This window comes from Mesorhizobium silamurunense (assembly GCF_014843825.1).
GTDB lineage: Bacteria > Pseudomonadota > Alphaproteobacteria > Rhizobiales > Rhizobiaceae > Mesorhizobium > Mesorhizobium silamurunense.
The window spans coordinates 1-25,207 of sequence record NZ_JHQR01000068.1 but is presented as its reverse complement, the minus strand read 5'-3'; the positions used below and the strand labels follow the sequence as shown (position 1 = coordinate 25,207).

Below are 25,207 nucleotides of genomic sequence, written 5' to 3'. Positions count from 1 at the left end.
CCCAAGCTTGTATCAGGCCACTCTACGCGGCGTTCAGCGGATTGGGCAGAGGATGCCAGTTAGCGGCAGGCGCGGTACCCGCTCCTGCGGTTCTTGACGTCGAAGTGGAAGTGGTTGCGGTGGTCGTAATTGTAGCCCGGGCCGAGCACCGTGTTGAAATACTGGCAGCCGTCGGCGCGTACATTGTTGAGGAAGCCGCGGGTGCGGAAGGCGAACAGGCCTGGCTTGCGCACGTCGATGTCGTCGCCATTGTTGAGCTCGATGCTCATGACGTCGAGCGCGTTGCCCTTGCCGTGTTCGGATAAGACGCCCTCGCCGGCGATGTTGCGGCAGGAATAGCTCGACCCCTGGTGGATGGCCTTGACGCCGGAGAAATAGCGCCAGCGGGCGGCCGGCACGAGCTCGTTCCTAGTCCAGGCGGCAAAGGTTGCGGCCATGTTGCAGGTCAGCGTGGCGGCGGGCTTCATCTCGACGCTGCCGATGGCCGAAACTTTCACCGGGAAGTCGATGCCGCACTGGCCTTCGTGGATCGGCTGAATGTCCTGGTAAACGACGCCGAGCCGTTTCAGCTCATTGCGGCAGTCGATCTCGCTCGCCGGCATCTGCTCGGGCGATGACATCGGCTCATCCATGCGCGGATAGGCGGCCTGGGTCATGTAGGGGTTGGACGGGACAAGCCTCTGCATGCCGGAATATTGCGGAGCCTCGGGCACGGCGGCGGTCTGGCTGCCGACATCGACAGCAGGCTGCAGCGAGAAGACGTCGCCGGTGGTGCAGGCCGAGACTGCTGTGATCGCGAGCCCTGCCGCCAACCTGGCGGCGGCGAAGCGCGCACGAGTGTTCAGTCGCGCCAAGGCGAGGCTGGCGCCAAATATTCGAGCCATCGAAAGGCATCCTGTCCCCGGATGGCACAAGTCTAGTCGGCAAGAGTAAAGGAAAGATCAGCGCCGGCATTCACGCCTGGGGCCGAATTGCGGCATCTGTTCTTATTGGCAGAACGTCCCGCCGTGGCGGCGCGGCTCGAGGTCTAGATGGAAATGCAGCGCATGGTCGGGATCGCTGCCCGGACCGAGTACCGTCTTGAACGGTCCGCAGGCGGCCTTGCGAACCGTGTTCAGGAAGTTTGCATCCTTCTCGGGCGGCGCCGGTCCGATCTCGATCTTTTTGCCGTCCGTCAGCGTGAAGGAAGCTATGTCCAGCGCATTGCCGAAGGCGTGCTCCGACAGCTTTTCGCCACCGTGGCGCGGACGGCAGACGAAGGCGGAGGCCTGGGTGATCGATTTGAGATCGGCGCCGAATTCGGCCTTGACGGCCGGCCGGATGACATCGGCGGCAAAGCGCGCCGCAGCCTCGGCCATCCGGCAATTGAGCTCAGTGCCGGAACCGATGCCGATCGATTTTCCCAGCGTTTTCAGAACGATCGGGTAGGGGATCGAGCAGCCGATTGCGGCATCATGCTCGGCCTTGTGTTCTTCGAATTCGACGCCGAGCGCCTTCAGCCGCGTGCGGCAGGCCACCTCTTCTTCCGGCATCTTGTCGGCTGGCAGTTCAGCGGAACGCGGATCGGGAGGCACTTCCGCCTGTGCGGGCTTCTCCGGCGGCTTCGGTGCGGTGGCAGGCGGTTCAGGCGCCACTTCGGTCGGCTTTTCCGGTGGCGTCGGGACGGCTGCCGGCGTCTGCGGTTCGAGTTCGGAATCTCGATCAGGCTCTTCAGCAGGGCGCGGCTCGGGAATCGGCGCCGATGCCGGCGCCTCCGGCGACGGCGTCGCACTTTCGCTGGCCGGCGCCAAATGGCTCTTATGCGGCCGGTGATGGTGGTGCCGGGCCATCGCCGGCGTGATCAGCAAGGTTGCTGCCACCAAAGGCAGCACCAGTCTGCAAAATCCGGAAAAGCTCAGCGTTGCCATCGGCCGGAAACGGCGCCGGCAATGCAAGGTTGCTTTGGAAGCCCCGGCGCTGCGATCAAAATCGGTTACCGGCCCGTTACGCGCCGATCGCCTCCAGGCCTTCCTCCAGCCAGTCTGCGAGTTGCGGCAGTCCGAGCAGGTACTTTGCGGTGCGTTTGTTGGCGCGCTCGCGCGCGGCCGCAACCGCGTCGATCCATTCGGAAGCTTCGTAGTCGCCGCGGCCGACCCAGGCCAACGCCACGAGTTCGGCCGCCTCATCGACGTTGAGGTCGTTGATCAGCTCGCGGAATTCCTCCTCGGTGAGGTCTTCCGAGGCTTCCTCGACAAGGCCGTCATGGTGATGGTTGTCATGCCTGTCGCCGTCGAATTCGACCTCGTGCTCGGTGCCGTCGTCATAGTCCTCGTTGACGGCGGCACTCAGCGCCTTGGCCTTCAGGATGAACAGGCGCACCGTGTCCGGGTCGATCGAAAGATCCCATTCCTTCTCGAGGCGCTGCTGCACTGCCCTTTCTCCTCGTGGTGCGCTCGACTGATGATAGCGAATTTGCGGCCCGCGTCACGTCCGTTCGCAAGGAACAGGACGCGCTCCCGAAAGTCCAAATAGTTTGGCCGCCGCCAGCTTTTCGGGATGAAACCGTATCGAGGTGGCGTTAGTCTGCCATTGTCACGCTCAAGGAGGCTTAAATGCGCAGACGTTTGCTTATTCAGGTACTGGCTGTTGCCGCCCTGCCGCTGTTTGTGGCGCCCGCCTTCACCGCCGGCGAGGGTGGCGGCAGCGGCGGTCAGACCACGCAGTGCAAGAAGGGCGAAGTCTGGGACAAGAAGAAGAAGAAATGCGTAACGCCACAATATGGCATGCTGGATGACGACAGCATCTACGAGGCGGGCCACGATCTGGCGATGGCAGGACGCTACGACGAGGCGATCTCGGTGCTGACGCTCGCCGCCAACAAGCAGGATCCGCGCATTCTCAACTATCTCGGCTATTCGCATCGCCATTCCGGTCGCGTCACGGTCGGCCTGGGCTACTACGAGGAAGCGTTGCGCATCGACCCGAACTACACCTTGGTGCGCGAATATCTCGGCGAGGCTCACCTGCAGATCGGCGATCTTGCCGGCGCGCAGCAGCAGCTGATGGAGATCGAGAAGCGGACCGGCAAAGGCTCGCGCGAATACGGCATGCTATCGGAGCAGATCGATCATTTCCTGAGGAGCTGATCCGACGACCAGCTTCCCAAGCCGGCTGCGAACAATCGCAGCCGGTTTTTTGCTGCTGCCGCATTCGCCGCCAGGCGATCAAGCGAAAGTAGTGATCATTTTGCCGAACTTCATTTTTGGACGTGAAAATCGCGCGAAGATCGCTATATTCAGGGAAATTGTGGTGAAACGGTTCCGTTAGCCCGAGGCTGCCGGACCGTTTTCTTTTTGTACCCAACGACAAGGCTATCCCCGAAAAGCGGGGATGGCGGCAGGAAAGGTCAGGCATCATGATCAAGGTCCCGATGACAGGCGAGGGGTTCGCGTCATTGAAGGAAGAACTGCGCTGGCGCCAGCAGGAAGAGCGTCCACGCATCATCGAGGCGATCTCCGAAGCGCGCTCGCATGGCGACCTGTCTGAAAATGCCGAGTACCACGCGGCGAAAGAGTCGCAGAGCCACAATGAAGGCCGCATCAACGAGCTCGAGGACCTGATCGCGCGGGCCGAGGTCATCGACGTCACGAAGCTCAGCGGCGACAAGGTCAAGTTCGGCGCCACCGTCGTGCTGGTCGACGAGGACACCGAGGAAAAGAAGACCTATCAGATCGTCGGAGACCAGGAAGCGGATGTGAAGTCCGGCCGCATCTCGATCTCCTCGCCGATCGCGCGCGCGCTGATCGGCAAGGAAGTCGGCGACGCCATCGAGGTCAATGCCCCCGGCGGAGCGCGGGGGTATGAGATCGTCCAGGTGCAGTTTATTTAGGCCTAGACTGGCGCTTCCGATCTAAGCGCCAGCAGCCGTTCCGCTTCAGTCATCACCTCAGCCGGCGTGACATTGCCGCCGGCAGGCGCCAGCAAGGTCGAGGAAAACGGCCCGCGTGGGCCGGTCAGGCCGGGTTCCGTCGCCAGGAAGATGGCGACGGTCGGCAGGCCGAAGGCGCTGGCGAGATGGCTGAGGCCGGTGTCGGCGCCGATGACGAGCGTCGACCGGCCGAGTATCGCGGCGATCTCCGCGAGCGGCGATTTCTGGATCAGCACCGTTTTCGGCACCGCGCCGGCGATGGCTTCGGCGAGCCGCTTTTCCGCTTCGTTCGACCAGGTGACGACCGGCGTGAATTGCCTGGACACCAGCCGGCGCCCGGTCTCGATCCAATCCTCAACCGGCCATTTCTTGTCCTCTCGGCTGGTGCCGTGCAGCAGGAAAGCGGTTCTGCCTTCGACGCCGGGAAGTCCATCTGCCGGCGGCACTATGCCGGAGTCGAGGACCGAAAGATCAGGCTGATAACCCAAGGCCAGGCCGAACAGCCGCCGCGTGCGCTCGATGGCATGCAGGTCGCGCGGCACCGCGTATGTGCGCTGATAAAACAGCGTCGCCGAGGGCTCTCGGGCGCTGGAACGGTCGAAACCGGCGATCGGCGCGCCGGCCAGCCTGGCGACCACTGCCGATTTCAATAGCCCCTGGGCGTCGATGACCAGGTCATAGTGGCCGGTTCGCAAGCCGCGGCGCAGGCCGGCCACCTCGCGCCACGTGCCGCCGTCGAACGGTTTCTTGCGCCAGCGCCGGATCGCCACCTTGTGGATGGACTTTATTGCCGGATGCAAGGCGACGATGTCCGCAAACGCTTCTTCGACGCACCAGTCGAAGCTTATGCCGGGGCGATTGCGCAGCGCATCCTCGACCGCCGGGAACGTGTGGATGACATCACCCATCGACGATGTCTTGACGATCAGCACCTTCATGCGGCTGCCGGAACCTTGAGCAACCGGTCGGCCGCGGCAGCGACCCGCGCGACGTCCAGCGTCTTCAGGCAGTTGAGATGGCCGAGCGGGCAGACCTTGCTGTGGCAGGGCGAGCAGGAAAGATGCAGCCAGATCAGCTCCGAGCGATCGGTCAGCGGCGGCGTGTTCTCGGGCGACGTCGAGCCGTAGACGGCGACGATCGGCGTGCCGACGGCGGCCGCGACATGCATCAATCCGCTGTCGTTCGAAACGGCAAGCTTCGCCGCGGCGATCAGGTCGATGGCGTCCTCGAGCTTTGTCCTGCCGGCAAGGTCGATGGCGCCCGGCGCGAGCCTCGCGATCTCGCCGGTAACCTCGGCGTCGTTCTTCGAGCCGAGCAGGGCAACGCCCAGGCCCTTTGCCATCATTTCGCGGGCAAGCTCGGCATAGTGTTCGCTCGGCCAGCGTTTTGCCGGGCCGAACTCGGCGCCCGGCATCAAGGCGATGAACTGCTTCGCGTCGAGCCCGAACCGCGCCAGCAGGTCGGCCTGGTTGGCCGCATCGACCGTGAGTTTTGGCGCGCGAAACGTGCCGCCGCGGGCAAGCCCGAAATAGGCCCGTGCCGTGCGCCGCTTCACCGCATCGGGCAGCGGAACGATGTCGGTCAGCAAGCCGTAGCGCATTTCGCGCAAATTGCCGACACGGCGCGGAATGCGGGCAAAGAACGGGATCAGCGCCGATTTCCAGCTCCCCGGCAGCACATAGGCCATGTCGTAGCGGCCGCGCAGCAAGCGGCCGAAGCGCCTGCGGCTGCCGAATTCCAGCGCTCCGGGCATCAGCGGGAAATCGATCTGGCAGCGTATTTCGGGCATGCGCTTGACCAGGGGCGCTGCCCAGGCGGGCGCCAGCACGTCGATGGCGGCGTTCGGATGCTTTTCCTTCAGTGCCGCAAACAGGCACTGCGCCATGACCATGTCGCCCACCCAGCGTGGGCCGATCACGAGGATCGTTGGGCTTTCAGCCATTGGACATAGTCTCTAACGCCGGTTTCGACGGTCCGGAATTGGCCATTGTAGCCGGCCGCGCGCAAGCGGGACATATCAGCCTGCGTAAAACTCTGGTAGCTGCCCTTGAGATGGTCGGGAAAGGGGATGAACTCGATCTGGCCTCGGCCCAGCGTGTCGATCACCGTTTCGGCGATGGCGCGGAACGGCTGGGCCCGGCCGGTGCCGCAGTTGAATATGCCGCTCAAGCCCCGCTTCCAAAGCCACAGATTGACCTCGGCGACATCGCCGACATGGATGAAGTCGCGGCTTTGTTCGCCCGGGCCGAAGTCGCCATAAGCACCGAACAGCTTCGGATTTTCGCCTCGCGCCACCTGGTTGAACAGATGGAATGCGACCGAGGCCATGGCGCCCTTATGCGACTCGCGCGGCCCGTAAACGTTGAAATAGCGCAGGCCGGCAACCTGCGAATGATCGGTATCGAAGACGTTGCGGCGGACATAGTCGTCGAACAGCTTCTTCGAATAAGCATAGACGTTGAGCGGCCGCTCGAATTCGGGCTCTTCGCGGAACTCGCTGCCGCCGCCATAGACCGAGGCCGACGAGGCATAAAGGAAAGGCACGCGCAGCGCGAGGCAGGCGTGCAGCAGGCGCTTCGAATAAGCATAGTTCACGTCCATCATGAACTTGCCGTTCCATTCGGTTGTGGTCGAGCAGGCGCCCTGATGGAAAACGGCTTCGACGCGGCCGATTCCGCCGTCCTCTAGCCGAGCCAGAAATTCGTCCTTGTCGAGATAGTCGGCGATCCGAAGGTCGGCCAGGTTGGCGATCTTGTGGCCGTCGGTGAGATCGTCGACGACCACGATATCGTCATGCCCCTCGGCATCGAGCGCGGCGACGATGTTGGAGCCGATCATGCCGGCGCCGCCCGTGACGATGATCATGAAGGCCTCTGGTTTCGCTTATCGATTCCGGTCCTTATAGGGGAGGCTGGCAGGAGTGTCGATAAAGCAGGTCAAACACCTGCAGTGCATCCGTTCGGCCACAGTCGCGCCGCAAAGCTCACGCTTCCTCGCGCGAGCCGGCCACCCGGGCGAAGTGCCGGCAACCGACGGGGTCGCGACAGGAGCAAGGCAATGCCATCGACCGAACTGCTTGTGGCCTTTTTCGTCACCACGGCGATCTTTGCCTACATTCCTGGTCCGGCCATGCTCTATGCGGCGGCGCAGACCATTGCGCGCGGACGCTGGTCGGGGCTCACCGCTGCTCTCGGCATCCACCTTGGCGGCTATGTGCATGTTCTTGCTGCCGCGACCGGCCTGTCCGTGCTGTTCCACGCCGTGCCGCCGCTTTACCTGGCCGTCAAACTTGTCGGCGCGCTCTACCTGATCTGGCTCGGCGTCTCGCTGTTCCGCGCCAAGACCCAAGGAGACGGGACGCTCCCGGTCATCGAGCGAAAATCGGCCCGCCGCGCCTTTTTCGAGAGCATCACGGTCGAGGTGCTCAATCCCAAGACAGCGATCTTCTTCATGGCGTTCCTGCCGCAGTTCATAGATGCCTCGGCGACTTTTCCGGTTTGGCTGCAGTTCGTGGTGCTGGGAACCATCGTCAATCTGATGTTCTCGTCGTCCGACATCGTTTGCGTCTTGCTGGCCGGCACGATGATCGTGCGGCTGCGCCGCTCGGGCCGCGCACAGCGCCTGATGCAGCGCGCGGGCGGCGCTGTGCTTGTCGGTCTCGGTGTCCATGTTGCCTTGCAAAAGAGCTGATCCGTCCGCCGGCCTTGGCCGTGCGCGCGTCGGCCCGCCGTTGCGCTGGCCCCAATTGCGGTATATCGGCATCGCGAAGAATGAAGGGCGCCGGATTTCCGACGCCGCAACCCTGATCAAGACCAGCCTGTTCGGCGTGTGCCAGTGAGATGATCAAGCACCATTTGCCTTCCCCGGAGCCCTTGCATCGCACTATTGCCCGCTTCAGCGAGGTCACCGCGCTGGTGGTCGGCGACTTCATCCTCGACCGCTTCGTCAGCGGCGTCATCGAGCGGATCTCGCCGGAAGCGCCGATCCCGGTGCTGCACGGCCGGGGCGAGATGCTGGCCATGGGCGGCGCCGGCAACGTCGTTTCCAACATCGTCTCGCTGGGCGGCGCCGCGATCCCGGTGTCCGTGATCGGCGCCGACAAGGCCGGCGACAATCTCCTGCGCATGCTCGGCGATCTCGGTGCCGATACCGATGGCATGGTGCAGCGGCAAGGCCGCATGACCTCGTCGAAGAGCCGCTTCAGCGCGCTCAACCAGCAGGTGCTGCGGTTCGACGAGGAGGAGATCAAGCCGCTTGCCCGCAGCGAGCGGGCAGCGCTCGTCGAGCACTTCCAGGCAGCGCTTGCGCGCGCCGACATCGTCATCCTGTCCGACTATGGCAAGGGCATCCTGCTCGACGGCGTGGCGGCCGAACTGATTGCTATCTGCCGCGATGCCGGAAAGCCGGTGCTGGTCGACCCGAAGGGCCGCGATTATGCGCGCTATGCGGGGGCGACGGCGGTCACGCCCAATCGCAAGGAGCTTGGCGAGGCGGTTGGACGCGCCGTGTTCAGCGACGAGGAGATCGTCGCTGCGGCACGAGACCTGATCGCAGCGCATGATTTCGACTTCATCGTCGCCACGCGCAGCGAAAAGGGCATGAGCGTCGTCACTTCCGAGGATGCCCGTCACATTTCCACGCAGGCGCGCGAAGTGTTCGACGTCTCGGGCGCGGGCGACACGGTCATCGCGACCTTCGCGCTTTCGCTCGCCGCCGGTGCGGACCGCGTGCAGGCCGCTACAATCGCCAACGCCGCCGGCGGCGTCGTGGTGGGAAAACGCGGCACGGCGCGGCTGACCGTCGAGGAGCTCTCCGGCGCGCTGTTCCGCTCGCATGGACCGGTCGCCCACCAGGACGCCATTCTCGACGCCAATGCGGCGGCCAGGATGGTTGCGGCGTGGAAGGAGGAGGGGCTGACCGTCGGTTTCACCAATGGCTGCTTCGATATCCTGCATGCCGGCCATGTTAGCCTGCTCCATGCCGCGCGCAGCCAGTGCGACCGGCTGGTGCTGGGCCTGAACAGCGATGCCTCGGTGCGACGCTTGAAAGGGCCCGGACGCCCGGTCAACGACCAGCATGACCGCGCCTGCGTGCTCGCGGCCCTTGCCTCGGTCGATGCCGTCGTCGTCTTCGAGGAGGACACGCCGCTCAAGCTGATCGAGGCGCTCAAGCCCGACATCCTGGTCAAGGGCGCGGATTACACGATCGAGACCGTGGTCGGTGCCGACGTGGTCCAGAAGGCAGGCGGGCGCGTGGTGCTGGTCGACCTCGTCGCCGGCAAGAGCACGACCAGCACCATCGGCAAGCTGCGCGCCGGCGGCACGAATTGAGGGTTTCCATGTCCGACTTGAACGACTATCTGGTCCGCTCCGCGGCGGCGATCTCGGCGATGGTCGAGCGCGACCTCACCGGCGAGATGGAACGCGCGGTGAGCACGGTCGTGACGGCGCTTTCGCAGGGCAAGGCGCTGCTGATCTGCGGCAATGGCGGCTCGGCGAGCGATGCCATCCACATCGCCGGCGAACTGGTCGGCCGCTTCCTCAAGGAGCGCAAGGCCTACAATGTCATCGCGCTGCCGGCCAATGCGGCGGTGCTGACCGCCTGGGGCAACGACTACGGCTTCGACACCGTCTTCTCGCGCCAGGTCGAGGCGCATGGATCGGAGGGTGCGGTGCTGCTCGCCATCTCCACCAGCGGCAATTCGCCGAGCATCCTTGCCGCCGCCGAGCAGGCGCGGGAAATGGGCATGACGGTGATCAGCCTGACCGGCGACACCGGCGGCAAGTTGAAGCCGCTGACCAACATCCTGCTCAACGTGCCCTCGACCTCGACGCCGATCATCCAGCAAGGGCACCTCTGCCTCTACCACCATCTGTGCGAGGCGGTGGAAGCGCGTCTCAGCGATGGCTGACCGCGAGGGAGATTTTCCGCTCGCCGAGCCCGGCCTGTGGGTCGAGCGGATTGGGTCCAGAGCCTTTCCGGCCGGTCTGCCGGCGCTCTTCCTCGACCGCGACGGCACCATCAATGTCGACACCGGCTACCCGAGCAACCCTATAGACATCGTGCTGCGGCCGGAGATGCTGCCGGTCATCCGAACCGCCAATCTTGTCGGGCTTCCGGCAGTCATTGTCTCGAACCAGTCGGGCATCGCACGCGGCTATTTCGGCTGGTCGGAATTCGCGGCAGTCAATGGCCGACTCCTGGAGCTTCTCGAAGCGGAAGAATGCAAGATCGATCTAGTGCTAGCCTGTGCCTATCATTCAAGCGGCACGGGTGTTCTAGCGGTAGGCGATCATCCGATGCGCAAGCCCAATCCGGGAATGCTCTTGCGCGCCTGCGATCTTTTGAACTTGGACACGGGTCGCTCGATCATCGTTGGCGACAAGGCCGACGACATGGAGGCGGGGCGGCGGGGCGGGCTGGTGGAAGGCTGGCAAGTCGGAAGCCGGGTCAACCGAAAACTTGGCGACGGCGCCTTCATCGCGCGCAAGCTGACAACAGGCAACGACCATCGGAGGCTTTGCGATTTTATCGCCGGGCTTGGCAGGGGTTAGGACTTCCCCTCGAATGCCACCAACCCCTCGTCCTTGACGCGGCGGATGGTCAGCGCGGTGCGCACGGTGTCGACGTTGGGGGCAGAGGCGAGCTCCTCGATGACGAAGGTCTGGAAGGTGCCGAGATCGCTCGCCACGCAGTGCAGCAGGAAATCGGACTCGCCCGACACCATCCAGGCGTCGCGCACGATCGGCCAGCCGCGCGTGCGCTCGGCGAAGGATTTTAGCTCGGCATCGGCCTGGTGATGCAGGCCGATCAGGCAGAAGGCAACGACATCCATGCCGAGCGCCGGCGCGTTGAGGAGCGCGCGATAGCCGCGGATGATGCCGGCCTCTTCCAGCCGCCGGACGCGGCGCAGGCAAGGCGGCGCCGAGATGCCGACGCGGTTGGACAGCTCAACATTGGTCATGCGGCCGTCGTTCTGCAATTCGCGCAGGATCTTCCAGTCGATGGCGTCGAGATCGGCTTTGAGCGGCATGAATGGCTTTCGCGCAAGAATCTTTCGCGATTTTGTAATTTGGTTTCGTGCGGGAGGCCATCCCCTTTGCGATGATTTTTCTGCTTCAAGGTGAGGATATGGTCCTGTATGCCGTGCCTCGAAGCTTTCCGGGGACGAAGGCCAAGCTGCCTTGCTGGCTTGCCGGGCAACACTTACATTACCGGCGACAAACCACGGCCTCGTGCCGCAGGGGACTTTTTTCATGAACACCAAACACGCGCCCGTTCTCATCATCGGCTCCGGTCCGGCCGGCTACACGGCGGCGATCTACGCCGCCCGCGCCATGCTGAAGCCGATGCTCGTCGCCGGACTGCAGCAGGGCGGCCAGTTGATGATCACCACCGATGTCGAAAACTATCCGGGCTTCGCCGATCCGATCCAGGGCCCCTGGTTGATGGAGCAAATGCTCAAACAGGCCGAGCATGTAGGCACCGAGATCGTCAACGACATCATCACCGAGGTCGACCTCAATGTGCGGCCATTCCGCGCCACCGGCGATTCCGGCACTGTCTATACGGCAGATGCGCTGATCATCGCGACCGGCGCGCAGGCCAAGTGGCTGGGCATCCCATCGGAACAGACCTTCATGGGCTTCGGCGTGTCGGCCTGCGCCACCTGCGACGGCTTCTTCTACCGCGGCAAGGATGTCGCGGTGGTCGGAGGCGGCAATTCGGCGGTCGAGGAGGCGCTCTACCTTGCCAATCTTGCAAAGAGTGTCACCGTCATTCACCGGCGCGCCGATTTCCGCGCCGAGCGCATCCTGCGCGAGCGGCTGTTCAAGAAGGACAATGTCCGCGTCATCTGGGACACTGTCGTCGACGAGATCACCGGGCAGCCGGGCAAGGCGCCGCTGCCGCCTTCGGTCGACGGGCTGAAGTTGCGCAACGTGGTGACAGGAGAAGTGTCGCGGCTGAAGGTCGATGGTGTCTTCGTCGCGATCGGCCACGCGCCGGCGGTCGAGCTCTTCGTCGGCAAGCTCAAACAGAAGCCGAACGGCTATCTGTGGACGGCGCCCGATTCTAGCCGCACCGACGTTCCCGGCGTGTTTGCCGCCGGCGATGTCACCGACGACGTCTACCGGCAGGCGGTGACGGCGGCGGGACTGGGTTGCATGGCCGCGCTCGAGGCGGAGAAATATCTGGCGGGGATCGAAGTTCAGCGCGAAGCGGCGGAATAAGCTATCGGCTGCGAGAAGCCGTTTAAAAGCCTGATTTTTCATTCAGACGCCAAAGACAACACGAGGGGAATCATGGCGCTGGACTGGGACAAGCTACGCGTGTTTCACGCTGCGGCGGAGGCTGGGTCGTTCACCCATGCCGCCGAGACATTGCATCTGTCGCAATCGGCGATTTCGCGGCAGGTCAGCGCGCTGGAGCATGATGTCGGCGTGGCGCTGTTTCATCGCCACGCGCGCGGCCTCGTGCTGACCGAGCAGGGCGAGATGCTGTTCCGCACGGCGCATGACGTGCTGATGAAGCTGGAGACGATCAAGTCGCGGCTGACCGAGACCAAGGATCGCCCATCCGGCGTGCTGAGGGTGACGACCACGGTAGGGTTGGGCGCCGGCTGGCTGACCGAGCGCGTGCAGGAATTCATCGAGCTCTATCCCGAGATCAGCCTGCAGCTCATCCTTGCCAATGAGGAGCTCGACCTCACCATGCGCCAGGCCGACTGCGCCATCCGCCTCAGGCAGCCGCAGCAGCCGGATCTCATCCAGCGCCGGCTGTTCACCGTGCACTTCCATCTCTACGCGGCGCCTTCCTATGTAGCGAAATTCGGCAAGCCTGCCTCGATCGCCGAGCTCAGGAACCACCGGATCGTCACTTTCGGCGTGCCGGTGCCCTCGCATCTGTCGGAACTGAACTGGCTGGAAACGGTCGGCGATTTCGAAGGCGGGCAACGAGTGCCGACGCTGCAGATCAACGACATCCTGTCGATCAAGCGCGCGGTCCAGGGCGGCGCCGGCATCGCCATGCTGCCCGACTACGTCATCAACAAGGACTCGAACCTGGTTCAGTTGCTGCCTGAGACCGAGGTGCCGTCCTTCGACACCTATTTCGCCTATCCCGACGCAATGAAGAACCAGGCGAAGCTACATGTGTTCCGCGACTTTATCATCGCCAAGGCCCGTAGCTGGTCCTACTAGGCGAACGGCGGGTTCCTGCGCTTCCGGCCTTCGCCGGACGAAGCACTCATGTATCGCCGTGCAGTTAAGGCTACGGCCGGCGTAGGACGGTACTCACGTAGTTGAAGTCGCTCCGTTCCGGTTCTCGGAACCTACCGTTCTCGACTCAGCCTGACCTGAATATTGGCGCTCCCTGAGGAAGGGCGGGTCACCCGCGCCACGGTGTGATGCGCGGCAGCCAGCCAGGAACGGCGCGGCGATAGGTTTCGTATTCGGCGCCATAGCGGCGGGCGAGCGTCGGCTCTTCGTAGAATTTGACGAAGGAGATCATCGCCGACGCGGCGATCAGGCCGTAGACGAGCGTCGCCCAGCTCGAAAAGATGAGCACCTGGCCGAGGATGATCGACAGCACCGCCACATACATGGGGTTGCGCACATGGCGATAGACACCGCCGACAACGAGTTTCTCGGTCGGTGCGACAGGGGCCGGCGTGCCCAGGCCCTCAAGCGCGAAGCGCGCGAAGGAATGAAGCAGGACCGCCGCGGCGCCGACGACGAGGATCCAGCCAGCCGGCACAAAACCCGGCACGGTGGACTGCGGCATGCGATAGCGGTCGCTCAGCAACCAGGGGAGCAGCCCGGCGACGACGCCGGGGGCGGCAACAAAGAACACGGCGCTGCCGGCAATTGCCGAAAAAGTTCGCATCAGGCTCTCCTGCCGCAAAAATAAACGCGACCTGCCCGAGTTCGCATCATTTTGAATTTAGCGTATTTCGCGGCCGGAATCTGACCCGATTTGCATATCAGCGATCGCTTTCAGTCCGGAACGGCTCCGGATTCGGCGATTTTTTCTGGTCCTATCGGTACTCGGAAAGGGTTAGACCACAGCCTGCGTCTTTTTGCATGCGTGTGTTGCAAAATAGATGCTTGTTTCTTGGGCATGATGAGCACATATATAGTTCATCTCCAGGGCGCGTTCTCCTCCCATTAGCGCCCTCGAGTGTTCCCCTCTGGAGGTTAGCCCTAATCGGCACTTCCAATCAAACTCAGCCGGATCTTTATTGATCCGGCTTTTTTGTTGCGCTGGGGTCACGCCGGTAGCGGAAATGCGTGCACGGGAGCCACGTAACAGTGACATGTAACATCGGGTAACATGTCGCAGACGCACTCTATCGATTAAGTAAATCATAGGACGCGGTTGGTCGGTTCGGGAGATGGGGGCATCACCCGGACAGGCCGGGCTCAGGCAGCTACCGCGTCCGAACCATTTCCTGATGCGGCGGACCTGCCGTTGCCTTCCAGGAAGACGGTCCGCAATAAGAAACGGCGTCCGGATGATCCGGGCGCCGTTTTCGCATCTTCAGCCAAAATCGGTCAGGCAGCCTTGCCGTTGGCGTTCATCGCCTCGTCGGCCAGGCGGCCGGTCAGTTCGGCCATATGGTCGAAAGCGGCCTTGTAGCTGGCGACGCCTGCCGTCGCCGACCGCAACTCGATGATCAGGTCGCCGATCTCGGCCTGGGGCATGGTCGCCTCGACCACGTCCCAGCCCGGCCAGTCGGGCCGCGCGTCATAGCCGAGGATCTGGCCGCGCCGCTGCGGGATCAGAGCGATGATCTTCGAGGTTGCATCCGAGGGCGTGACGATCTCGACCTTCATGATCGGCTCCAGCAGGACCGGCGAACAGGCCGCCATGCCTTCCTTCATCGCCAGCTTCGCCGCCATCTGGAAGGCCATGTCGGAAGAGTCGACCGCATGGTAGGAGCCGTCCGACAGGTTGACGGCGACATCGACAACCGGGAAGCCGAGCGGGCCGTTCTTCAGATAGTCGCGAATGCCCGTCTCCACCGACTGGATGTAGGTCTTGGGCACGACGCCGCCGGTGATGGAGTCGGTGAACTGGAAGCCCGAGCCGCGCGGCAGCGGCTTGATCTCGATCACCACGTCGCCGAACTGGCCATGGCCGCCGGACTGCTTCTTGTGGCGGCCGCGCTGCTGTGCGGATTTGCGGATCGTCTCGCGATAGGGCACCGCCGGCGAGTGGCCTTCGATCGGGATCTGGTTCTTGCCTTCCAGGCGTTCGCGCACCACGCGCAGGTGCATTTCGCCATGCCCCGACAGCACGGTCTCCGCGGAGTCCTGGTTGTGGTGCAGGCTGAGCGAGGGGTCTTCCTCGGCAAGCCTCTGGATCGCCGCCGACATCTTGACCTCGTCCTTGCGTTCCTTGGGGCGAAGCGCGAAGGCGAATACCGGCTGTGGCGGCTCCAGTGCGAGCAGCGGGCTGATGCCGCCCTTTGCGGAACTCAGCGTCTGGCCGGTCCTGACATTGTCGAGCTTGCCGAGCGCGATGGTGTCGCCGGCTTTGGCCGATGACAGCTTCAATTGGTCCTTGCCAAGCATCTTGTAGATGCCGGAGACCTTCGTCGTGTCGCCGCTGGAGAGGAAGAGCTCGGCCGCATCGGCCAACTGCCCGGAAAGCACGCGTGACACCGACAGCTTGCCGCCATGCGCGGTGTGGATGGTCTTCATCACCTGCACGACCGTCTGGTTGCCGTCTGGCGCGCCAAGGCGCTTGCGGGTCGCCTCGACGTCCGGCGCATCGTGGCGGATCGTCTTCAACAGGCGCAGCACGCCATTGCCTTTCTCGGCGGTGCCGATCAGCACCGGCGTCACTGTGCCGGCGCGGAGGTCGGCGGCAAGATCGTCGAAGACCGCATCCTTCGGCGGCTCGATCTCATCGAGCAACTGCTCCATCAGCTGGTCGTCATGGTCGGCCAGCGTCTCCAGCATCGAGAAGCGGGCCTCGAGCTCGCGCGCCCTGTCGTCGTCCGGAATCTCGGCGACCTGGCTTTCGGCATATTCGCGGTAGACATAGGCGCGCTCGAGCGCCAGATCGATCGAGCCGATGACGACGCCGTCCTTGCGCAGCGGAATCTGGCGCAGCAGCAGCGGCACGGAGCTTGCCGGCTGCAGCATCTTGAGCGTCTCGCGCACGCCGGCGATGGCCTTGTCCACTTTATTAAGGAACAGGATGCGCGGCACGCCGAGATCGTCGAGCTTGCGCATGATGAGCTGGAGCGCCGGGATCTTCTTTTCGTCCGCTTCGGCGACGACAACTGCGACATCGCAGGCTGCAAGCACCGGCTCAGCCTCGAAGGCGAATTCGATGGAGCCGGGGCAGTCGACGAAGGTGAACTGCTCGCCCATGAACTCCGTGGTGGCGAAAGTCGCCTCGACGCTCATGGCGTGGGCACGGGCTTCTGGCGAATGATCAGAAACAGTGTTGCCCGATGAGACGGGATTCTGGCGGGGGATGGCGCCCGTGCGGGCCAGGATTGCTTCGAGAAGTGTCGTCTTACCGCTTGCGAAGGGACCGACTATGGCAATGCATTTCGGTCCCGTGCGTCGTCCTCCGGCGCGAGTACCCATGGCTGACCTCCACTCAGGCGTTTCCCAAGAGAGCGATCAGCAAAAGTGGAAACCGGTTTTGCGTCCGATCGCACTCTGTGAAGAGCGGCGGCCGGCCTGTTCGGCCGTCGCGGACGGGGCTGTTGCTCACCACCTGCCCAAGGCCATCGTCACACGGGTTCGCGGAGAGGGCAAGAGAAATAGGAAGTGCGCCGGCTTTGGTCTGTCAGGCGCCCAGTTTGTCAGGCGCTGAGCGCCAGTGGCTTGCTATCGGCAGCGCAGAGCACGCTCGCCTTGTCGCGCGGCGCCGGCTTGCCGAAGAAATAGCCCTGGAAGCGGCTGCAGCCGGCGGTGCGGGCAAAGGTGAACTCCTCCGACGTTTCGACGCCTTCGGCGACGATGGTGATGTCCTGGATGCGCGCGATCTGGGCGAGCGCGGAAACGAAGATCTGCGCCACCTGATCGTGGGCGAGGCTGCGGATGTAGGATCGGTCGATTTTGACGCTGTCGATGGGCAAGGTCTTCAGATAGTTGAAGCCGCAGTGACCCGTGCCGAAGTCGTCAAGCGCGATATGGAAGCCGAGCCCGCGCAAGGCTTCCAGGCGCCTGAGGATTTCCGGCGTCGCGGCGGTCGCAACCGTCTCGGTGATCTCGATGATGAACGAGGATGCCGACCGGCCGGTCTCGCGCAGAATGCGCTCGCACATCGTCACGATCTCGTCGTTGCTTCAGCTGCTCGCCCGAGACGTTGATCGAGATGCGCCGCCCTGGAAAGTGACCGATATCGGCGCAGGCGCGCTTGAAGACCCACTCGCCGATCATGTCGATGAGGGCAGAACGCTCGGCAATCGGGATGAATTCGGCCGGCGAGATCAGCCCGCGGACGGGATGGCGCCAGCGGATCAAGCCTTCGAGCGCGTCGATGGAGCCCTCGGCGCCGACGATCGGCTGGTAGTGGAGCTCCAGCTCGCCAAGATAGACGGCGGCGCGCAACTCGCGCTCCACGAGGCGGCGGTATCGCTTGTCCGACAGCATCTCCTCGTCGAAGACGGTGACACGACCCCGGCCTGCCGCCTTGCTTTCGTAGAGCGCGAGATCGGCAAGCAACATCAGCTCGGTGGGGTTGGAGGCGTGCAGCGGCGCAAGCGCAACCCCCAGCGAGATCGACAGCGGAATGATCTTGCCTTCATGCCGCTTTCCGGCCCGCATCGCGTCGAGCAGCCGGCGCACATCCTTGTCGAGCGCGGCCGCGTCGCCATGCGGGATAATGACGCCGAACTCGTCGCCGCCCAGCCGTCCGACAATGCTATCGGCAAAGATGCGCTCCGCCTCCTTGACCAGATAGGCGAGGGCAAGGTCGCCGAACTGGTGGCCGAAAGTGTCGTTGAGCTGCTTGAAATGGTCGAGGTCGATCAGCACAAGGCTCGCCTGCCGCCCGTTGCGCAAGGCGCCTAGCCTGTCGTTCAGCGCCTCGAGGAAATAGCGTCGGGTCATGGCGCCGGTCATGGCGTCGATGCTGAGAAAGCGGTGCTTCTCGGCTTCAGCGTCCGCCGCCGACTGCAGGCGCTGGACGATGCTCGAGCGCATATACATCAGCACCAGGAGCGCCAGGCTGGTCGATGTCGCGGCCATCGTAAGAGCGGTGGCGCGGGAGGCATTTTCGGTCAGGCCAAAGACGGCAGTAGCGGTGGCGGCGATGCTCGCCACAAGCAGCGCCTGAATGCCGCGGTAAATCCTGCCGCTATGACCCTCGATTGTCGCTGAGATGCTCATGTCCGTGCCCCACAGCACGGCCATGGCTAGAGCCCAGCCGTTAAAAAGACATTGAGCATGGCCGCTGCCTTGCCCGGTTCCCAGGCGCGCGGCCCGGCGCCTCATTTTATGGTTAAAAAGCAACAATTTATGACAGTATTTTAAATGGCTAATAAAATGAGTTGAAGCAGCGCCGAAGCATGTTTCGGTGCCGTCGAGGTCGACAATCGGAAAGGCCGGTTGCACTGGCCCCGTGCCGGGGTGAAACTAGACTGCGAGATGCCGCGCTAGCGATTTGCCGGTTCGTCAACGATTGAGGATTTCTACGATGAAGATCATTGCGTGCGGTAGCGTGCCGACGGTCATCGCGCCTGAAAAGTATTTCACCGGCAAGGTGCTGCAGACGCCGATCATCGAGAAGGAGGCGCCGGCGCGGCTGAGGGCGACGCTGGTCAGCTTCGAACCGGGCGCCCGCACCCATTGGCACTCGCACCCGCTCGGCCAGACGCTCTATGTCACCTCGGGCGCCGGGCTTGCGCAGACATGGGGCGGGCCGATCGAGGCGATCAGGGCGGGCGACGTCGTCTCCTTCGCGCCGGGCGAGAAGCACTGGCACGGCGCTGGACCGAAAACCACCATGACGCATGTTGCCATGCAGGAAGCGCTGGACGGCGTCCACGCCGAGTGGCTGGAGGCGGTCTCCGACGAGCAATATGGCGGCTGAGAAGTCCAAAAAAACCCGGCGCGAAGCCGGGTTTTTCTCATCGGCCGGCCGCGTTGCCGGTCAGGTCAGCGATGCGGTGAAGCGCTGGATGCGGGTGCAGGCTTCTTCCAGCAGCGCCTCTGAGGTGGCGTAAGAGATGCGGAAGTTCGGGCCGAGGCCGAAGGCCGAGCCGAACACCACCGCGACGCCTTCGACGTCGAGCAGTTCCGAGCAGAAGGCCTCGTCGCTGTCGATGACTTTGCCGCTCTTCGTTTTCTTTCCGATCAGCTCAGCGCAAGACGGATAGACATAGAAGGCGCCTTCCGGCGACGGGCAAGTGATGCCGCGCGCCTGGTTGAGCATCGAGACGACAAGATCGCGCCGGCCCTGGAAGATCGCCTTGTTCTTCGCGATGTAGTCCTGCGGGCCATTGAGCGCCTCGACGGAAGCCCATTGCGCGATGGTGCAGGCGCCCGAAGTCTGCTGGCCCTGGATCATGTCCATCGCCTTGATCAGCGGCACCGGGCCGGCGGCGTAGCCGATGCGCCAGCCGGTCATGGCATAGGCTTTCGACACGCCGTTCATGGTCAGCGTGCGCTCGTAGAGGCTCGGCTCGACCTCGGCGATGGTCTTGAAGACGAAGTCGCCATAGGTCAGGTGCTCGTACATGTCGTCGGTCAATGTCCAGACATGCGGGTGCTTGAGCAGCACGTCGGCCAGAGCGCGAAGCTCGGCTTCGGTGTAGGCGGCGCCGGACGGGTTGGACGGCGAGTTCATCAGCAGCCATTTCGTCTTCGGCGTGATCGCCCTTTCCAGCACCTCGGCCGTCAGCTTGAAGCCGTTGTCGATCGAGGTATCGGCAAAAACCGACGTGCCGCCGCAGATCGCCACCATCTCCGGGTAGCTCACCCAATAGGGGCGGGGGATGATGACCTCGTCGCCGGGGTTCAGCGTCGCCATGAAGGCGTTGAACAGGATCTGCTTGCCGCCGGTGCCGACGATGGTCTGCTCCGGCCGGTAATCGAGATTGTTCTCGCGCTTGAACTTTTTCGCGATCGCCTCGCGCAGCGGCGCGATGCCGGAAACCGGCGGATACTTGGTCTCGCCGCGGCGGATCGCGTCGATCGCCGCGTTCTTGATGTTGTCGGGCGTGTCGAAATCAGGTTCGCCGGCGCCGAGGCCGATGACGTCACGGCCGGCATTTTTCAGCTCGCGCGCTTTCTGCGTCACCGCGATGGTCGCGGAAGGCTTCACGCGGGAAAGGGCGTCGGCAAGAAAGGCCATGACAGAGCGTCTCCAAGAGAATGGCGCGGCCAGGAGCGGCCGCGGCGCCTCTCATGTCGCATGATCGGCCCAAGCGCAAGCATTGTCGGATGATCCAGCGGTCAAGGTGGTGTGACCGGCAACTATAAATTCATCAACGACCGGTAAACCCTTGGCTGGCAGGATGGCTGATTGAATTCCGCTGATTTCGCGGAGCGAGGGACCTTTGTCGCGCAGCATCGGGCTTGCCCATATCATCCGTCATGATGACGGCACCTCGAGCGGTGTCTGGGGCATCTACACGCTGCAGAGCGCCTTCCAGCCGATCTTCGCCTTCAATGAAGGCAAGCTTTCGCTCGTCGCCTTCGAGGGCCTGATCCGGCCGTTCCGCGATGGTGAGCCGCAGTCGCCGATGAGTTTCTTCGGCACCTGCCCGGCGGGCGACCGGCTGCATATCGAGGCGCTGACCAGGACGCTGCATCTGCTCAACGCCGGTGCCTGCCTGCCGGAAGAGGCATCCATCTTCATCAATTTCGATCCGTCTGTGTTCACTGATCGCGCCATTGTCGACAAGGCGCTGCGCGACATGCGCCTGGTGCTGCACGAGGCCGGCATCGATCCGCGCCGCATCGTCTGCGAGGTGACCGAGCAGAAATCGGCTTCGCAGGAGACGCTCTACAGCTTTGTCGAAGCGCTGAGGGGCAACGGCTTCCGCATCGCCGTGGACGATTACGGCGCCGACGAGTCCGACATCAACCGCATCAAGGAGCTCAAGCCCGACATCGTCAAGTTCGATGCCCACTGGATCACGCAGCTGATGGAGTCCGGGGCCGGATTCGCGCTGCTTACCGCGATGGTGAAGAGTTTCGAAAGCCAGGGCATCCGCACGGTCTTCGAAGGCATCGAGGAAGGCTGGCAGCTCGAGCTCGCCGAGAAATCCGGGGCCTCCATGGTGCAAGGCTATGTGCTCGCCCGGCCGGAACTGGCGCCGACCAGTTTTCGCGTCTTCGGCAAGACTACGCGGGTGTCCGAAGCTGAAGAGAGCAAGACTTCGGTCGCAACCAATTCCGCTCCCGTGCCGCCGTCGCGACCGCCGAGGGTGTTCGGGCGCAAGGGGAGGCCATGACCGCGGGGCCCGAGAGGCGGCGCAATGCCGCCGAGGCAATCTTCGCCGACGAGATCGGCCTCCAGTTCGGCGTCTATGGCGAGTTCCGGCTGTGGAGCGCCTACCAGCCGATCTTCGCGCCGCAGGGCAGGACGCTGAAAGCTGTCGCCGTCGAAGCCCTGATCGAGCCGCGCCGCGCGGCGAGGCCCGTGGCGCCGCCGGTGTTCTTCGACGGTGTGCCGGCATCGGATCGCCTGTTCGTCGAGACGATGTGCCGGATGCTGCATCTCGGCAACTACCGCAACATCGGCGTCGATGGGCTTACCCTGTTCTTCAACTACAACCCGATGATCAACGATCACCTCGGGCGGGCGCTGGCCGAGATCCGCCTCATGACCAGGCATCTCGGCGATTTCGGCCTCGAGCCGACCAGGCTGGTCTGCGAGATCACCGAACAGGCGGCCGACGAGCATCGGCTCGCCGGCATCGTGCGCGAGATGAGGCGTGACGGCATCCGCATCGCCATCGACGATTTCGGCACTGGACATTCGACCGAAACGCGCATGAGCCTGCTTTTGCCGGACATCGTCAAGATCGACGGCGGCTGGTTCGCCGAGTTCTGCCGCCATGCCGCTGCCGAGCGGTTCTTCCGGCCGCTGGTCTCGATGCTGCACGACCGCGGCGCCAAGGTGCTGGTCGAAGGCATCGAGCAGGCCACGCATCTGCGCGTCGCGCTCGACGGCGGCGTCGACCTTCTGCAAGGGTTCCACCTCGCCCGCCCGGCGCTCGCCGGCACGATCTTCAACGAAGAGCCGCTTTCGATCGATGCGCTGCTCGCCACGGACAACAAGGTCGTGCAATTGCATCAGCGCCGCTGATGTTTTGACCCAAAAACAAATCACTGGATGAGACTCGCGCAAGCGGGTTAGAGGCTTCTCGATCGCTCGATGCTCGAGGAGAGGGCCATGATACTTTATGACATGATCGACAGCGGCAATTGCTACAAGCCGCGTCTGTTGATGGCAAAGCTCGGCATTCCCTTCAGCCGTGTCGAGGTCAGCTCACATACCGGCGAGACGCGCAAGGCCGACTATGTCGCCAAGAACCCAAACGCGATGGTGCCGCTGCTCGAGCTCGACGACGGCCGGCGCATCGCCGAATCCAACGCCATCCTGCTCTATCTCGCCGAAGGCACGCGTTTCCTGCCTGCCGACAGATACGAGCGCGGGCTGGCCTATCAATGGCTGTTCTTCGAGCAGTACAGCCACGAGCCCTATATCGCGGTGCGCAAGGCGCTGCGCACATTTCCGGAAAGGGCGAAGGATGCGACGCCTGAACGGCTCGCCCTGACGCTGGAGCGCGGCAACAAGGCGCTCGACGTGATGAACAAGCATCTGGAGCAGAACGCCTTTTTCGCAGGCAGCACTTATAGCGTCGCCGACATCGCGCTCTATGCTTATACCCATACCGCCGAGAAGGGCGGCTTCCAGCTTGACGCCTATCCGGCCGTGGTGGAGTGGCTGAATCGCGTCGAGGCGGATAAGGGGCATGTGCCGATCGAGTGGCAGGCCTGAGCAGGTCTCGCGGCTGAAACTAAAGAGGTCGAAGCTTTCCGGCCCGAATTTCAGCCAACGCCTGCTCGGCAAGCTTATCCAGCCGACCGGCCTTGGCGTCGGCTTCGATCTGCTTATCCCATAAGTCAGCTTGAAGCGCCTCGAACCAGGCAGCAAACGCCTTGAATTCCCCTGGATCAAGATCGGTGACGAGTGCTTGGATTTGCTCGAGCTTGGTCATGTGGCGACTCTAACATGCGCGGGAGAGCGCTGCCAAAGACAGACAACAAAAAAGGCGGGACAATGCCCGCCTTCCTATGCCGGTAGCCTGATCGGGAACGTCGGAGCCGGGCCGGCAGCAATCTGCTGCTTCGGCTTGTCGGATCCTTCCGCTCCGGCGCGCTTATCGCGCGACCGTCAGTACATCCGTGACTTGCCGTGCGCCCCGAACCTTCGTCCGGCGCGCGCCATTCGCAAAAATCAGGCTGCCTTGCTCAGAGATCCAGCAGCGGACTTGCCGGTGCGGCGGTCCTGCTCGATCTCGAAGTTGATTTTCTGGCCTTCAACGAGGGTGGTCATGCCAGCGCGCTCGACGGCGGAGATGTGGACGAAAACGTCCGCGCCGCCACTGTCGGGCTGGATGAAGCCGAAGCCCTTGGTGGCGTTGAACCACTTGACCGTACCAGTTGCCATTTAGAATATCCTTCACATTTGCTTCGTTTGACCGGACCAAAGCCCGGCCGGCGGTATCGAAATTTTGGAGACGTCAGCAAACGCGAAGATCGCGAGGCCCGATCGATCGGCCAAATTCAATGCGTCGGATATAGTATGGTTCGCGGACGAAAACAAGATGGCGTTACCGGCATGTGCCGCGATAGCGTGCAACGGCCCCAATCCGCGTGGAAGTTTTGCGGCCAGGCGTGCGTTCTAGGAGGCAAGATATGCTCGCTGTCGTAGGAGAGGACCATGAAGAGAATTCTGCTCGCCGCCTGCCTGATGCTGGTGGCCGCCGAGGCGCAGGCCGTCTCGCGCTACGACCCGACGCGCATGAGCTGCGATCGCGTGCAGGCGACGATCGCCAGGCAGGGCGCCGTCATCCTGCGCTACCAGTCGAGCCGCGTTCCGGGACTGCCGCTCTATGACCGCTATGTGCGGGACGAACGCTTCTGCAACATGGGCGAGGTGAGGGCGCGGGCCTATGTGCCCAGCGCCGACACCAAATCCTGCCCCGTCTATGTCTGCAAGCGGCCGGACTTCGACCGACACTTCCGCCGGCGGCTCTTCCCCCATCACTAGAGCAGCCCGGCGTTCGGCAAGCTTGTCAGAAACCGAATGATGCCTGCGCGGCCGGCGGCGGGCCGACGCGCACGCCTTCCATGGCCAACATCTTCTCCTTGGTGACCGAGCCGCCAGGTGCGGAGAAGCCGCCGATCTTGCCGCCGGCGGCAAGGATGCGGTGGCATGGAATGACCAGAGGCACCGGATTGGCGCCGAGGGCCGCACCGGTTTCGCGGGCGAGGCCGGAATGGCCGGCGCGCTTAGCCAGTTCGCCATAGGTGGTGGTCTCGCCGAAGCCGAGCTTGCGCGCGGCGTCATAGATGGCGAGGCGGAAATCGTCGACGCCGTCGAGATCGACCGGCACGTCGGAAAAATCGACATCCTCTCCAGCCGCATAGGCCTTGATCGACGCGATCAGTTCGGCCACCCATTTCGGCTGCTCTGTCGTGGTCGAAACGCCGGCATGGCCAAACAGCCGGCGCTCGACCGCTTCGCGGCTGCGCTCGGGCAGGCAGAGCCGGATCAGACCCTTTTCGCTCCAGGCAATGCCCATGAAGCCGATCACTGTTTCTAACACTGCGTGGCCGGCCGTGATCGGTGATGCGTTTTCCATGGTGGGCTCCTTTCCGCAAATCGCGAAAAACAGGTACATGAATAGTACAGATAGGGAGCAATATGGCAGTTTGCTTCGGTCTCGCCACCCGAAACCTGCATACGGCCCCGATTGCCCGGTTGGAATCGCTCGTGTAAGGACTTTTTAACAACCGACAACCGGACCTGCAGGGCTTGGCAGCGAAAATCATCCTCTCCGCGATCGGCGCGCTCGTTGCCGCTGCCGGCCTCAGCGGCTGTACCTCGACCTCGCAGATGAAGGCCACGCCTGCGCTTGCAGCGGCTTCGACGCCGGCCGTCGAGGACGATACGCCGACCGTTGCGCTGCCTGAAACGGTGGCCGTGCTGCCGGAACCTTCCGGCCTCGCGCAGGTGCAGACGGCGGCTTTGACCGGCGATGCCGTGGCCATGGTGACGACGCCTGGGGCGGCGACGCCTGGCGCGCCGTTG

28 protein-coding genes and 1 pseudogene are annotated in these 25,207 nt (G+C 63.5%); 14 read left to right on the top strand and 15 right to left on the bottom strand.

Annotation, left to right across the window (positions count from 1 at the left end):
- Positions 1-59: 59 nt before the first annotated feature.
- The 3 genes from DH10_RS08485 to DH10_RS08475 all read right to left on the bottom strand — a co-directional run bounded on the left by DH10_RS08485 (position 60) and on the right by DH10_RS08475 (position 2,409).
- A complete protein-coding gene (locus DH10_RS08485) occupies positions 60-884 on the bottom strand; it encodes an extensin-like domain-containing protein (RefSeq protein WP_192384609.1) in 825 nt (274 codons plus the stop codon).
- A gap of 102 nt (positions 885-986) precedes the next feature.
- Positions 987-1,859 carry an extensin-like domain-containing protein gene (locus DH10_RS08480; protein ID WP_376774920.1) on the bottom strand — a complete coding sequence of 291 codons (873 nt, stop codon included), beginning with the start codon at positions 1,857-1,859 and terminating at the stop codon, positions 987-989.
- 124 nt (positions 1,860-1,983) lie between these two features.
- Complete coding sequence (locus DH10_RS08475) at positions 1,984-2,409, bottom strand: DUF3775 domain-containing protein (protein WP_192256151.1); 426 nt, start codon at positions 2,407-2,409, stop codon at positions 1,984-1,986.
- Positions 2,410-2,591: 182 nt separating this feature from the next.
- On the opposite strand from DH10_RS08475, the gene DH10_RS08470 reads away from it, so the two are divergent.
- Entirely contained in the window at positions 2,592-3,125 is a 534-nt protein-coding gene (locus DH10_RS08470; RefSeq protein WP_192384608.1) for a tetratricopeptide repeat protein, read from the top strand.
- A gap of 269 nt (positions 3,126-3,394) precedes the next feature.
- Positions 3,395-3,868: a transcription elongation factor GreA gene (gene greA, locus DH10_RS08465; RefSeq protein ID WP_040970906.1), complete on the top strand. Its 474-nt coding sequence runs from the start codon at positions 3,395-3,397 to the stop codon at positions 3,866-3,868.
- 2 nt (positions 3,869-3,870) lie between these two features.
- Here greA and waaC read toward each other — a convergent pair whose 3' ends face one another.
- The 3 genes from waaC to rfaD are packed head-to-tail and all read right to left on the bottom strand — an operon-like array spanning position 3,871 to position 6,772.
- Positions 3,871-4,845, bottom strand: a complete 975-nt coding sequence (gene waaC / locus DH10_RS08460) for a lipopolysaccharide heptosyltransferase I (protein WP_192256147.1) — start codon at positions 4,843-4,845, stop codon at positions 3,871-3,873.
- On the bottom strand, positions 4,842-5,849 hold the full coding sequence (waaF, locus tag DH10_RS08455; protein ID WP_192256145.1) for a lipopolysaccharide heptosyltransferase II: 1,008 nt from the start codon (positions 5,847-5,849) through the stop codon (positions 4,842-4,844). The genes waaC and waaF overlap by 4 nt, the downstream gene beginning before the upstream one ends.
- Complete coding sequence (gene rfaD, locus DH10_RS08450) at positions 5,822-6,772, bottom strand: ADP-glyceromanno-heptose 6-epimerase (protein ID WP_192256143.1); 951 nt, start codon at positions 6,770-6,772, stop codon at positions 5,822-5,824. The genes waaF and rfaD overlap by 28 nt, the downstream gene beginning before the upstream one ends.
- A gap of 192 nt (positions 6,773-6,964) precedes the next feature.
- Between rfaD and DH10_RS08445 the strand changes: the two genes are divergently transcribed.
- From DH10_RS08445 to DH10_RS08430, 4 genes are all read left to right on the top strand, one after another.
- Positions 6,965-7,597, top strand: a complete 633-nt coding sequence (locus DH10_RS08445; protein ID WP_192256142.1) for a LysE family translocator — start codon at positions 6,965-6,967, stop codon at positions 7,595-7,597.
- Between the two features lie 149 nt (positions 7,598-7,746).
- Positions 7,747-9,237, top strand: coding sequence for a D-glycero-beta-D-manno-heptose-7-phosphate kinase (gene rfaE1 / locus DH10_RS08440; protein WP_192256141.1), 1,491 nt, complete (start codon positions 7,747-7,749; stop codon positions 9,235-9,237).
- Between the two features lie 8 nt (positions 9,238-9,245).
- The gene (locus DH10_RS08435) at positions 9,246-9,818 is read left to right on the top strand and encodes a D-sedoheptulose-7-phosphate isomerase (RefSeq protein ID WP_192256139.1); all 573 of its coding nucleotides are present in this window, start codon (positions 9,246-9,248) and stop codon (positions 9,816-9,818) included.
- Positions 9,811-10,461: an HAD-IIIA family hydrolase gene (locus tag DH10_RS08430; RefSeq protein WP_192256137.1), complete on the top strand. Its 651-nt coding sequence runs from the start codon at positions 9,811-9,813 to the stop codon at positions 10,459-10,461. The genes DH10_RS08435 and DH10_RS08430 overlap by 8 nt, the downstream gene beginning before the upstream one ends.
- On the opposite strand, the gene DH10_RS08425 is transcribed toward DH10_RS08430, so the two are convergent.
- Positions 10,458-10,940, bottom strand: a complete 483-nt coding sequence (locus DH10_RS08425; RefSeq protein ID WP_192256135.1) for an Lrp/AsnC family transcriptional regulator — start codon at positions 10,938-10,940, stop codon at positions 10,458-10,460. The two genes, DH10_RS08430 and DH10_RS08425, sit on opposite strands and share 4 nt — an antisense overlap.
- A gap of 223 nt (positions 10,941-11,163) precedes the next feature.
- Between DH10_RS08425 and trxB the strand changes: the two genes are divergently transcribed.
- Positions 11,164-12,138 carry a thioredoxin-disulfide reductase gene (trxB, locus tag DH10_RS08420; RefSeq protein ID WP_192256133.1) on the top strand — a complete coding sequence of 325 codons (975 nt, stop codon included), beginning with the start codon at positions 11,164-11,166 and terminating at the stop codon, positions 12,136-12,138.
- 72 nt (positions 12,139-12,210) lie between these two features.
- Entirely contained in the window at positions 12,211-13,107 is an 897-nt protein-coding gene (locus DH10_RS08415; RefSeq protein ID WP_192256131.1) for a LysR family transcriptional regulator, read from the top strand.
- A gap of 187 nt (positions 13,108-13,294) precedes the next feature.
- Here the strand turns inward: DH10_RS08415 and DH10_RS08410 are convergent, their stop codons facing one another.
- The 4 genes from DH10_RS08410 to DH10_RS37825 form a co-directional block, all read right to left on the bottom strand.
- On the bottom strand, positions 13,295-13,792 hold the full coding sequence (locus tag DH10_RS08410) for a methyltransferase family protein (RefSeq protein ID WP_192256129.1): 498 nt from the start codon (positions 13,790-13,792) through the stop codon (positions 13,295-13,297).
- A 668-nt stretch (positions 13,793-14,460) separates the two neighbouring features.
- Complete coding sequence (locus DH10_RS08405) at positions 14,461-16,512, bottom strand: elongation factor G (protein ID WP_192256126.1); 2,052 nt, start codon at positions 16,510-16,512, stop codon at positions 14,461-14,463.
- Positions 16,513-16,733: 221 nt separating this feature from the next.
- A complete protein-coding gene (locus DH10_RS37565; RefSeq protein WP_425515306.1) occupies positions 16,734-17,147 on the bottom strand; it encodes an EAL domain-containing protein in 414 nt (137 codons plus the stop codon).
- Positions 17,053-18,264 carry a diguanylate cyclase domain-containing protein gene (locus DH10_RS37825; RefSeq protein ID WP_343221493.1) on the bottom strand — a complete coding sequence of 404 codons (1,212 nt, stop codon included), beginning with the start codon at positions 18,262-18,264 and terminating at the stop codon, positions 17,053-17,055. The genes DH10_RS37565 and DH10_RS37825 overlap by 95 nt, the downstream gene beginning before the upstream one ends.
- 307 nt (positions 18,265-18,571) lie before the next feature.
- Between DH10_RS37825 and DH10_RS08395 the strand changes: the two genes are divergently transcribed.
- A complete protein-coding gene (locus DH10_RS08395; protein ID WP_192256124.1) occupies positions 18,572-18,967 on the top strand; it encodes a (R)-mandelonitrile lyase in 396 nt (131 codons plus the stop codon).
- 60 nt (positions 18,968-19,027) lie between these two features.
- On the opposite strand, the gene DH10_RS08390 is transcribed toward DH10_RS08395, so the two are convergent.
- Positions 19,028-20,230 (bottom strand): pyridoxal phosphate-dependent aminotransferase, encoded by a 1,203-nt coding sequence (locus tag DH10_RS08390; RefSeq protein WP_192384607.1) that lies wholly within the window; start codon positions 20,228-20,230, stop codon positions 19,028-19,030.
- 205 nt (positions 20,231-20,435) lie between these two features.
- Here DH10_RS08390 and DH10_RS08385 point away from each other — a divergent pair, with 205 nt between their 5' ends.
- From DH10_RS08385 to DH10_RS08375, 3 genes are all read left to right on the top strand, one after another.
- Positions 20,436-21,335 (top strand): EAL domain-containing protein, encoded by a 900-nt coding sequence (locus DH10_RS08385; protein WP_192256120.1) that lies wholly within the window; start codon positions 20,436-20,438, stop codon positions 21,333-21,335.
- Positions 21,332-22,192: an EAL domain-containing protein gene (locus tag DH10_RS08380; protein ID WP_192256118.1), complete on the top strand. Its 861-nt coding sequence runs from the start codon at positions 21,332-21,334 to the stop codon at positions 22,190-22,192. The genes DH10_RS08385 and DH10_RS08380 overlap by 4 nt, the downstream gene beginning before the upstream one ends.
- Before the next feature lie 87 nt (positions 22,193-22,279).
- On the top strand, positions 22,280-22,888 hold the full coding sequence (locus DH10_RS08375; RefSeq protein ID WP_192256116.1) for a glutathione S-transferase family protein: 609 nt from the start codon (positions 22,280-22,282) through the stop codon (positions 22,886-22,888).
- A 19-nt stretch (positions 22,889-22,907) separates the two neighbouring features.
- Here DH10_RS08375 and DH10_RS08370 read toward each other — a convergent pair whose 3' ends face one another.
- Together DH10_RS08370 and DH10_RS08365 are read right to left on the bottom strand one after the other, a co-directional pair.
- The gene (locus DH10_RS08370; RefSeq protein WP_192256114.1) at positions 22,908-23,108 is read right to left on the bottom strand and encodes a hypothetical protein; all 201 of its coding nucleotides are present in this window, start codon (positions 23,106-23,108) and stop codon (positions 22,908-22,910) included.
- 239 nt (positions 23,109-23,347) lie between these two features.
- On the bottom strand, positions 23,348-23,560 hold the full coding sequence (locus DH10_RS08365) for a cold-shock protein (protein WP_059186884.1): 213 nt from the start codon (positions 23,558-23,560) through the stop codon (positions 23,348-23,350).
- Positions 23,561-23,833: 273 nt separating this feature from the next.
- Between DH10_RS08365 and DH10_RS08360 the strand changes: the two genes are divergently transcribed.
- Positions 23,834-24,163, top strand: a complete 330-nt coding sequence (locus tag DH10_RS08360; RefSeq protein WP_192384606.1) for a hypothetical protein — start codon at positions 23,834-23,836, stop codon at positions 24,161-24,163.
- A 25-nt stretch (positions 24,164-24,188) separates the two neighbouring features.
- Here the strand turns inward: DH10_RS08360 and DH10_RS08355 are convergent, their stop codons facing one another.
- Positions 24,189-24,758: a methylated-DNA--[protein]-cysteine S-methyltransferase gene (locus DH10_RS08355; RefSeq protein ID WP_192384605.1), complete on the bottom strand. Its 570-nt coding sequence runs from the start codon at positions 24,756-24,758 to the stop codon at positions 24,189-24,191.
- Between the two features lie 173 nt (positions 24,759-24,931).
- Here DH10_RS08355 and DH10_RS08350 point away from each other — a divergent pair.
- Positions 24,932-25,207: pseudogene (locus tag DH10_RS08350) on the top strand (lytic transglycosylase domain-containing protein); the annotation flags it as partial.

Bases quoted from the DNA above. Each gene is read 5' to 3' on its own strand.
- DH10_RS08485 (WP_192384609.1), bottom strand. From the start codon at position 884: ATGGCTCGAATATTTGGCGCCAGCCTCGCCTTGGCGCGACTGAACACT.
- DH10_RS08470 (WP_192384608.1), top strand. From the start codon at position 2,592: ATGCGCAGACGTTTGCTTATTCAGGTACTGGCTGTTGCCGCCCTGCCG.
- greA (WP_040970906.1), top strand. From the start codon at position 3,395: ATGATCAAGGTCCCGATGACAGGCGAGGGGTTCGCGTCATTGAAGGAA.
- waaC (WP_192256147.1), bottom strand. From the start codon at position 4,845: ATGAAGGTGCTGATCGTCAAGACATCGTCGATGGGTGATGTCATCCAC.
- waaF (WP_192256145.1), bottom strand. From the start codon at position 5,849: ATGGCTGAAAGCCCAACGATCCTCGTGATCGGCCCACGCTGGGTGGGC.
- rfaD (WP_192256143.1), bottom strand. From the start codon at position 6,772: ATGATCATCGTCACGGGCGGCGCCGGCATGATCGGCTCCAACATCGTC.
- DH10_RS08445 (WP_192256142.1), top strand. From the start codon at position 6,965: ATGCCATCGACCGAACTGCTTGTGGCCTTTTTCGTCACCACGGCGATC.
- rfaE1 (WP_192256141.1), top strand. From the start codon at position 7,747: ATGATCAAGCACCATTTGCCTTCCCCGGAGCCCTTGCATCGCACTATT.
- DH10_RS08435 (WP_192256139.1), top strand. From the start codon at position 9,246: ATGTCCGACTTGAACGACTATCTGGTCCGCTCCGCGGCGGCGATCTCG.
- DH10_RS08430 (WP_192256137.1), top strand. From the start codon at position 9,811: ATGGCTGACCGCGAGGGAGATTTTCCGCTCGCCGAGCCCGGCCTGTGG.
- DH10_RS08425 (WP_192256135.1), bottom strand. From the start codon at position 10,940: ATGCCGCTCAAAGCCGATCTCGACGCCATCGACTGGAAGATCCTGCGC.
- trxB (WP_192256133.1), top strand. From the start codon at position 11,164: ATGAACACCAAACACGCGCCCGTTCTCATCATCGGCTCCGGTCCGGCC.
- DH10_RS08415 (WP_192256131.1), top strand. From the start codon at position 12,211: ATGGCGCTGGACTGGGACAAGCTACGCGTGTTTCACGCTGCGGCGGAG.
- DH10_RS08410 (WP_192256129.1), bottom strand. From the start codon at position 13,792: ATGCGAACTTTTTCGGCAATTGCCGGCAGCGCCGTGTTCTTTGTTGCC.
- DH10_RS08405 (WP_192256126.1), bottom strand. From the start codon at position 16,512: ATGGGTACTCGCGCCGGAGGACGACGCACGGGACCGAAATGCATTGCC.
- DH10_RS37825 (WP_343221493.1), bottom strand. From the start codon at position 18,264: ATGAGCATCTCAGCGACAATCGAGGGTCATAGCGGCAGGATTTACCGC.
- DH10_RS08395 (WP_192256124.1), top strand. From the start codon at position 18,572: ATGAAGATCATTGCGTGCGGTAGCGTGCCGACGGTCATCGCGCCTGAA.
- DH10_RS08390 (WP_192384607.1), bottom strand. From the start codon at position 20,230: ATGGCCTTTCTTGCCGACGCCCTTTCCCGCGTGAAGCCTTCCGCGACC.
- DH10_RS08380 (WP_192256118.1), top strand. From the start codon at position 21,332: ATGACCGCGGGGCCCGAGAGGCGGCGCAATGCCGCCGAGGCAATCTTC.
- DH10_RS08375 (WP_192256116.1), top strand. From the start codon at position 22,280: ATGATACTTTATGACATGATCGACAGCGGCAATTGCTACAAGCCGCGT.
- DH10_RS08370 (WP_192256114.1), bottom strand. From the start codon at position 23,108: ATGACCAAGCTCGAGCAAATCCAAGCACTCGTCACCGATCTTGATCCA.
- DH10_RS08365 (WP_059186884.1), bottom strand. From the start codon at position 23,560: ATGGCAACTGGTACGGTCAAGTGGTTCAACGCCACCAAGGGCTTCGGC.
- DH10_RS08360 (WP_192384606.1), top strand. From the start codon at position 23,834: ATGAAGAGAATTCTGCTCGCCGCCTGCCTGATGCTGGTGGCCGCCGAG.
- DH10_RS08355 (WP_192384605.1), bottom strand. From the start codon at position 24,758: ATGGAAAACGCATCACCGATCACGGCCGGCCACGCAGTGTTAGAAACA.